1 protein-coding gene and 1 pseudogene are annotated in these 518 nt (G+C 39.8%); both read left to right on the top strand.

All coding sequences use genetic code 11. The features are described 5' to 3' along the window. Positions 1-98 (top strand): annotated as a pseudogene (locus tag R7O13_RS30890) (protease HtpX); the annotation flags it as partial. Between the two features lie 214 nt (positions 99-312). Beyond that, a partial coding sequence (locus tag R7O13_RS30885) for a nuclear transport factor 2 family protein (RefSeq protein WP_318305721.1) occupies positions 313-518 on the top strand: 206 nt, incomplete at its 3' end.

Genomic DNA, 518 nt, shown 5'->3' with positions numbered 1-518 from the left:
TCCGATCTTTCGGTATCAACGGTAAGCAGTCTCTAACAGAGCTACTGATGAGCCACCCACCACTAGATAAACGTATTGCGGCGCTACGTAACCAGTAATACGACTTACATAGTTTTTTGAAAAGGCTTGGTTTTTACCAAGCCTTTTTTTTGCCTGATGATCGCTCACCAATTTGATTACGTACTACTTTCTAAAAATCAAAGCGCAGAAACAAAGTTATACAAGTTTTTTTTTGTACAACTTTTTCTAATTGGTCTATCTTGTACATATAATATTTTTGTACAACCATCAGTGACGTTTGGGAGCGAAAGAATGGACATACAGTCGGTTGGAGACATTTACCAGAAGCTTAACAAAGCGAACCTGCATCTTCTGAAAGACGTTTATCACCAAGATGTGGTGTTTGAAGATTCGGCTCATCGCTTAGAAGGACTGCCTGCTCTTTCAGATTATTTCCAGTCATTGTACGCGAATGTGATTCGCTGTGATTTCATCATCCATGATCATCAGCAGGTTGG

The organism is Vibrio sp. Y176 (assembly GCF_033438945.1).
Note: the sequence above shows the minus strand (reverse complement) of the source record. Positions and strands in the feature narration are given on the sequence as shown.